The following is a 6,799-nucleotide window of genomic DNA, read 5'->3' on the forward strand; positions in this document are numbered from 1 at the left end:
GGCGCTGCCGCTGGATGCGACCGACGGCCTGGCGGCGCTCGCCAGCGGCCCGCGCGCGGCGCTGCTGCTGCGCCTGGCGGCGGGCCTGTCCGAGCCCGACGCCGCCGCGGTGCTCGGGATCGCAGCGCCGAGTTACAGGATGGCGCTGCACGGAGCGCTACCGCGCGACCCGGACGGTCGCCCCGACCCGCAGGCCTGGCAACGGCTGCGCGAACAGGTCCAGCGTCGGATCAAGGCGCTGCCGCCGGCGCGGCTGGAGCGGCTGATGCACGCGCGCGAAGCGGTGCTGGCCGGCGCCAGCGGCGCGACCGCGGCCGCATCGCCCCCGGTCCGCGCGCAGCCTGCACCGCACCGGCGCGGCCGCCTGCTGGCGCTGCTGTGGACGCTGCTGGCACTAAGCGCGCTGGCATTGGCGGCGACGTTCTGGTGGCCGTCGAGCGCCTGGCCCTTCGCCGGCCTGCGCGCTCCACTGGATCGGCAGACGGTCCGGGTGCGGCCGCTGCCCCCGGCCGCCGCGCCGGCCTCGCGCTTGGGCCCCGACGCCGGCCTGATCGCCCATCGCGACTTCGAGCTGATGGTCGACCCCGCCGGTGCCACCGCCGCGCGTGAGCTCGCCTTCCTTGGCTGGCTGGCGGCGCAGGAGGCGCCGGCCCCGCAAGCGCCTGCCCCGATCGCCGCCGCGGCCATTGCAATGGTCGGAGCCGTGCCAGCGGCGACAGTGAGCCAATCGGCTGCTTCGGGCGTGCTGGACGACTTCGGCGCGGTCCTGCCGCAACTGCCATCCGAGCGCCGCGCCGAGTTGCAGCAGCGTGCCGGGCAATGGCACGGCTGGAGCGAGGGCAAGCGTGCCGCCTTGCGCCAGCGCGCCGCGGCCTGGGACGCGCTGCCGGCGGCCGAGCGCAACACGCAGCGTGAGCGCTACGGCGCCTGGCGGGCGCTGGCTCCGGCCGAGCGCGCGCAGCTGCGCGCGGCCGCTGCGGATTTCCGGCAACGCCCGCCGGACCAGCACCGCGCCCTGCGGGCCGAGTTCGATGCGCTCGATGCCACCGCCCGCCGCGGCTGGCTGCTCGGGCCCGCGCTCGGTGCCGACTACCCGGCGCTGCAACCGCTGCTGGCGCAGCTGCCGGCCGGGCAGCACGCGCCGATGCTGCGGACCCTGCGCGCGATGACGGCGCAGCAGCGCCGCCAACTGGCGGTGCTGGTGCAGCGCACCCCGCCGCAGGAGCGCGAGGTGCTGCGCCGCGAACTGCTGTCGACCGCCGCCGGTCAGCGGCAGCAATGGTTGTGGCAGCGGCTGGATCGTTGAAGGCGCGCTTGCGCCATGGCTGGCATGGCTCCCTGCCCATGTCCTCGCGTAGGAGCGGCTTCAGCCGCGACCTCGGGCGTTCCCCGGCGCGGTGTCCCGCTTGCGATCGAGCCGCTCCTCGGAGAGCTCCCTGCTGCGCATGCTGGCGGTAGAGTTCGCGGCTGAAGCCGCTCCTACACGAGCCGGGGCTTGGCGGTGCCGGGTCGGCCGCACCCGGCATCGCTAGAATGGCCGGCCCGCCGCAACCCGGTGCCAGCGCCCGACAGCCGATCGGCGGCGCGGCCGCAGTCGCGACACGATGCTCCCGATGACGACCTCCCCCGCCCCCGCCACGCGCTTGCCTGGCGAAGTGCGTCGCACCGCGATACTGGCCGCCCCGCTGGTGCTGGGCCATGTATCGACCGGGGCGATTGGCTTTGTCGACAGCGTGATCGCCGGGCGCCACGGCACCCAGACGCTGGCGGCGGTCGCGATCGGCACCGCGCTGTTCTGGCTGCCGGTGGTGGTGCCGATGGGCACCCTGATGGCGCTGCCGCCGACGGTGTCGCAACTCGACGGCAGCGGCCGCCGCGGCGAGATCGGCGCGGTGTTCCGGCAGAGCCTGTGGCTGGCGCTGGCGCTGGGCGCAGCGCTGTTCGCGTTCCTGACCCTGGTGGTGCACGCACTGGTGCCGTTCGGGATCGATCCGGGCATCGTGCCCGGTGCCACCGCGTTCCTGTATGGCATCCGCTGGGGCGTGCCGGCGCTGACGCTGTTCTTCTGCATGCGCTACCTCGCCGAGGGGCTGCACTGGACGCTGCCGACGATGCTGCTGAGCGCCGGCGGGCTGGTGGTGCTGGTGCCGCTGGGCTACGTGCTGACCTTCGGCGCGCTCGGCCTGCCGGAGCTGGGCGCCGGCGGGCTCGGGCTGGCCTCGGCGATCATGCTGTGGCTGCAGGCGGCGACGTTCGCACTGGTGCTGCGACGCGCGCGGCGCTTCGCCGACCTGGAGCTGTTCGCCGGCCTGTTCACCCGTTCCAACCGGCCGCACTGGCCGACCCTGCGCAACCTGCTGGCGACCGGGCTGCCGATCGGCGTCACCGTGCTGATGGAGGGTGGTCTGTTCATCGGCACCGCGCTGCTGATCGGACGCCTGGGCGAGGTGCCCGCGGCCGCGCACCAGGTCGCGGTCAACGTCGCGGCGTTGTGCTTCATGGTGCCGATGGGCCTGGCCGAGGCGACCACGGTGCGGGTCGGCCATGCGCTCGGCCGCGGCGACGGCGCCGGGGTGCGCCGCGCCGCGGGCGCCGGGATGTTGATCGTGCTGGGCACCCAGTCGCTGTCGGCCGGCGCGCTGCTGCTCGGCCACGAGTTCATCGTCGACTTCTACACCCGCGACGCGGCGGTGGCGGCGCTGGCGGCCTCGCTGCTGCTGTACGCCGCGGCGTTCCAGTTCCCCGACGGGGTGCAGGTGCTCTCGGCCGGGGCCCTGCGCGGGCTGCGCGACACCCGGGTGCCGATGCTGATGGCGGCGCTGGCGTACTGGGGCATCGGCATGCCGCTGGGGGCCACATTGGGGCTCGGACTGGGCGGCGTGCCGGCTTGGGGACCGCCGGGGATGTGGGTCGGCCTGATCGCCGGGCTGAGTGTCGCCGCGGTGCTGCTGGGCATGCGTTTTTTGCGCATGAGCACGCCGGCGCGACTGCAATGGCAGCTGACCGGGCCCCACCCGGCGCGCAAGGCCGAGTGACCTTCGGCGGATGAATCGCTGCGGCGCAGCGGGTAGGCTGCCGCATCCAGTCGCACCACGCATTCCCGGAGTACGCATTACATGAACGACGCCCCGCGCCGCGGCCCGATCGCCCGATTCTTCGTCGGCCTGTGGGATGCGATGAACTTTACCCGCCGGTTGATCTTCAACCTGCTGTTCTTCGTGTTGCTGCTGCTGGTGCTGGCGATGCTCGGGGCCGGCGACCGCACCCGGCCGCTGCTCGAGCGCACCACGCTGGTGATCGCACCCGACGGCGCGCTGGTGGAGCAGTTCAGCAGCGACCCGGCCACGCGCGCGATCAACAAGGCGCTCGGCAGCGACACCGCCGAGGTGCAGCTGCGCGACCTGCTGCGCGCGCTCGACGCGGCGCGCGAGGACGAGCGCATCGAGCGCGTGGTGCTGCGGCTGGGCCATCTCGGCGGCGGCGGCATGGCGTCGCGGCGCGAGCTGGCCGCGGCGGTCGCGCGGCTGCGCGAGAGCGGCAAGCAGGTGGTCGCGTTCGGCGAAGGCATGACCCAGGACCAGTACTTGATCGCTGCGGAGGCCGACGAGATCTACCTCGACCCGATGGGCGGCTTGCTGCTGGAGGGCCTCGGCCGCTACCGGCAGTACTACCGCGAGGGCCTGGAGGACAAGCTCGGCGTCGACATGCACCTGTTCAAGGTCGGCGAGTACAAGTCGGCCGCCGAACCCTTCGTGCTCGACGCGGCCTCGCCCGAATCCAAGCAGGCCGACCTGTTCTGGATGAACGACCTGTGGCAGCGCTATCTCGGCGATATCGCGCAGGCGCGCGACGTCACCCCGCAGCAGCTCGCGCAGGGCATCGCGCAACTGCCCGAGCGGATCGCGGCGGTCGATGGCGACCTCGCCCGTTATGCACTGCAGCAGCAACTGGTCGATGGCCTGATGACGCGCGAACAGGTCGATGACCTGCTGGTCGAGCGCGGCATGGCCGATGAAGATGCCGAGGGCGGCTTCCGCCAGGTCGGCCTGGACGGCTACCTCGGCCATATCGACCGCGCGATCAAGGCCGCCGACGTGCGCCCGCAGGTCGCGGTGGTGGTCGCCGAGGGCGCGATCACCGGCGGCGAGCAGCCGCCCGGCTCGATCGGCGGCGTCTCGACCGCGGCCCTGCTGCGCTCCGCGCGCGACGACGAGGACGTCAGCGCGCTGGTGCTGCGCGTGGATTCGCCCGGCGGCGAGGTGTTCGCCTCCGAGCAGATCCGCCGTGAGGTCGTCGCGTTACAGGAAGCCGGCAAGCCGGTGGTGGTGTCGATGGGCGACCTGGCCGCTTCCGGCGGTTACTGGATCAGCATGGACGCCGACCGCATCTATGCCGACGCCTCCACGATCACCGGCTCGATCGGCATCTTCGGCCTGTTTCCGACCATCCCGCGCGCGCTGGAGAAGATCGGGGTCAGCACCGATGGCGTCAGCACGACCGAGTTCGCCGGCGCATTCGACATCACCCGCCCGCTGGATCCGGAGGTCGGGCAGGTGATCCAGTCGGTGATCGAGAAGGGCTACCGCGACTTCACCGGCAAAGTCGCGGCCGCGCGCGAGCAGCCGATCGCACAGATCGAAGCGGTCGCCCAGGGCCGCGTGTGGAGCGGTGCGCAGGCCCACCAGCACGGGCTGGTCGACGAGCTCGGCGGCCTGCAGGTGGCGATCGCCGATGCCGCCCGCCGCGTCGACCTCGAAGAAGGCGACTACCAGCTGCGTTACATCGAGAAGCAGGCGACTCCGTTCGAGCGGTTCTTCGGCGGGTTCGCCGAAAGCCGCCTGGGCAGCGCCTGGCTGGGCGAATCGGCGTTGGCGCGCTCGCTGCTGGCCCGGGCCCTGCCGCAAACCGCGCAGGACCTGCGTTTCCTGGAGGCGGCGATCGAGCCGACCCGCGGCGTGCCGGTCAAGGCGCTGGCGTATTGCTTCTGCGGTTTGTGAGCCATTCGCCGGACGTGTGTGCCCCGGTAGCGAGGCGCCCGCTTTTGTAGGAGCGCCCCATGGGCGCGAAGATTTTCGTGCCGGTCATACCGGGCGGCCGGTTGCGCGGTCGCGCCCATGGGGCGCTCCTACAACGGGTGCGGCAATCATCGGTGGTCGGCGTCGGCGGCCGGCTATTGCGTCGAAACGTCCGCCTCGCGCGCTTGCGCTGCAGCATCGACCGCCGCCTGCACCGCACGCGCCCGCGCCATCGGTGCCTGCACCGCATCGCGCATATCACCATGCGCCGCCTGCGGCTCCGGCGGCAGTTCGGGATCGGACGGCGCCGGCTGCCGGCACGCGCCCAGCGCGCTGGTCAACAGCAAACCGGTCAGCGCAACACGGATCGTCCTCGACATCGCCAGCTCCTCGTGAGTGCCTGCGGGCTATGCTACGCCGGCCGTGTGAGCGCGGCGCGCAACCGGGAGGGGCCATGGATCCGAAGCGTTGGCGGCTGGACGGACAACTTGCGCTGGTCACCGGCGGCAGCGCCGGGATCGGCCGTGCGATCGCGCGCGAACTGCTCGGCTTCGGCGCCGACGTGCTGCTGACCGCGCGCGATCCGGCCGCGCTGGAGGCCGCGTGTACCGAGCTGCTGGAGGACTATCCCGAGCGCGAGGTGCAGGGTTTCGTCGCCGATGTCGCGATCGAGGAACAACGCCGCGAGTTGCTCGACTGGGTCGAGGACCACGGAGATGGCAGCCTGCACATCCTGGTCAACAACGCCGGCGGCAACCTGGCCAAGGCTACTACCGACTACAGCGACGACGAATGGCGACAGGTGTTCGAGGTCAACCTGTTCGCCGCGTTCGAGCTCTCGCGCTACCTGCACCCGCTGCTGACCCGCCATGCCGCCTCGACCATCGTCAACGTCGGCAGCGTATCGGGCGAGACCTCGGTGCGTACCGGCGCGCCCTACGGCATGAGCAAGGCGGCGATGCACCAGATGACCCGCAACCTGGCCGTGGAGTGGGCCGAGGACGGCATCCGGGTCAACGCGGTGGCGCCTTGGTACATCCGCACCCGCCGCACCTCCGACAAGCTGGCCGACCCGGACTATCTTGACGAGGTGCTGCTGCGCACCCCGATCGGCCGCATCGGCGAGCCCGAGGAAGTCGCCGCCGCGGTCGCGTTCCTGTGCCTGCCGGCGGCCGGCTACATCACCGGCGAATGCATCGCGGTCGACGGCGGGTTCCTGCGCTACGGGTTCTGACCTGGCGCCGGCTCCGGTTCGGCCCGTAGGCTGGGCTGCCAAGCCAGCCCAGCGCTTCGCAACCGAGCACATCCGACCGCGGGAATCAGCCCGCCGCGCAGTCGGCCGCAATCCGCGCATCGATGCCGCGGCGCTGGGTGGTGATGTGCCGGCGCTCGCTCTGCAGCGCGCTGTTGTACTGGCGGCGCAGCTCGCTGTCGCGGTCGCGCAGGCGGTCGCAGACCTCGCGTTGCGGCAACGGATGGCATTCGTCGCGCACCCAGGTGCCGACACCGTAGGCGGTCGCCAGCACCGGCGGCCGGCGCGGCACGCCGGGGCGGTCCCGCGGCGGCTCGGGCGTGGGCGCACCGATGCGGTGACCGAGGCGCGAGCCGGCGCCGGCACGGTCGAGGATCACCGGATAGCCGAGCGTCCACAGCGGCACCCAGCGCGGGTCGCCCTGGCCGGTGTCGCTGGTGTAGACCTCGCCCTCGGGGGTGACGCACTCGTACAGCGGCCGCGGCGGCCGCGCCCTCACCACCCGGGTGGCGGCGGACCGCGCCGGCGGCGG

The 6,799-nt window shown here is 72.7% G+C and carries 5 protein-coding genes and 1 pseudogene; 4 read left to right on the forward strand and 2 right to left on the reverse strand.

What is annotated here, in order from left to right:
- From ACJQWM_RS14070 to sppA, 3 genes are all read left to right on the forward strand, one after another.
- Positions 1-1,306 (forward strand): DUF3106 domain-containing protein (locus ACJQWM_RS14070; protein ID WP_411306918.1); only part of this gene is annotated, 1,306 nt, incomplete at its 5' end.
- A 307-nt stretch (positions 1,307-1,613) separates the two neighbouring features.
- Entirely contained in the window at positions 1,614-3,035 is a 1,422-nt protein-coding gene (locus ACJQWM_RS14075) for an MATE family efflux transporter (RefSeq protein ID WP_411306919.1), read from the forward strand.
- 81 nt (positions 3,036-3,116) lie between these two features.
- Positions 3,117-4,997, forward strand: a complete 1,881-nt coding sequence (sppA, locus tag ACJQWM_RS14080; RefSeq protein ID WP_332707899.1) for a signal peptide peptidase SppA — start codon at positions 3,117-3,119, stop codon at positions 4,995-4,997.
- 173 nt (positions 4,998-5,170) lie between these two features.
- Here sppA and ACJQWM_RS14085 read toward each other — a convergent pair whose 3' ends face one another.
- On the reverse strand, positions 5,171-5,395 hold the full coding sequence (locus ACJQWM_RS14085; RefSeq protein WP_332707901.1) for a hypothetical protein: 225 nt from the start codon (positions 5,393-5,395) through the stop codon (positions 5,171-5,173).
- Positions 5,396-5,469: 74 nt separating this feature from the next.
- Here ACJQWM_RS14085 and ACJQWM_RS14090 point away from each other — a divergent pair, with 74 nt between their 5' ends.
- Positions 5,470-6,249: an SDR family oxidoreductase gene (locus tag ACJQWM_RS14090; RefSeq protein WP_332707903.1), complete on the forward strand. Its 780-nt coding sequence runs from the start codon at positions 5,470-5,472 to the stop codon at positions 6,247-6,249.
- A gap of 85 nt (positions 6,250-6,334) precedes the next feature.
- Here the strand turns inward: ACJQWM_RS14090 and ACJQWM_RS14095 are convergent.
- Positions 6,335-6,799: pseudogene (locus ACJQWM_RS14095) on the reverse strand (DUF4124 domain-containing protein); the annotation flags it as partial.

Source organism: Novilysobacter longmucuonensis, from assembly GCF_046600735.1.
Lineage (GTDB): Bacteria > Pseudomonadota > Gammaproteobacteria > Xanthomonadales > Xanthomonadaceae > Novilysobacter_A > Novilysobacter_A longmucuonensis.

Excerpts from the sequence above, each read along its gene's own strand:
- sppA (WP_332707899.1), top strand. The coding sequence starts at position 3,117 with ATGAACGACGCCCCGCGCCGCGGCCCGATCGCCCGATTCTTCGTCGGC.
- ACJQWM_RS14075 (WP_411306919.1), top strand. The coding sequence starts at position 1,614 with ATGACGACCTCCCCCGCCCCCGCCACGCGCTTGCCTGGCGAAGTGCGT.
- ACJQWM_RS14085 (WP_332707901.1), bottom strand. The coding sequence starts at position 5,395 with ATGTCGAGGACGATCCGTGTTGCGCTGACCGGTTTGCTGTTGACCAGC.
- ACJQWM_RS14090 (WP_332707903.1), top strand. The coding sequence starts at position 5,470 with ATGGATCCGAAGCGTTGGCGGCTGGACGGACAACTTGCGCTGGTCACC.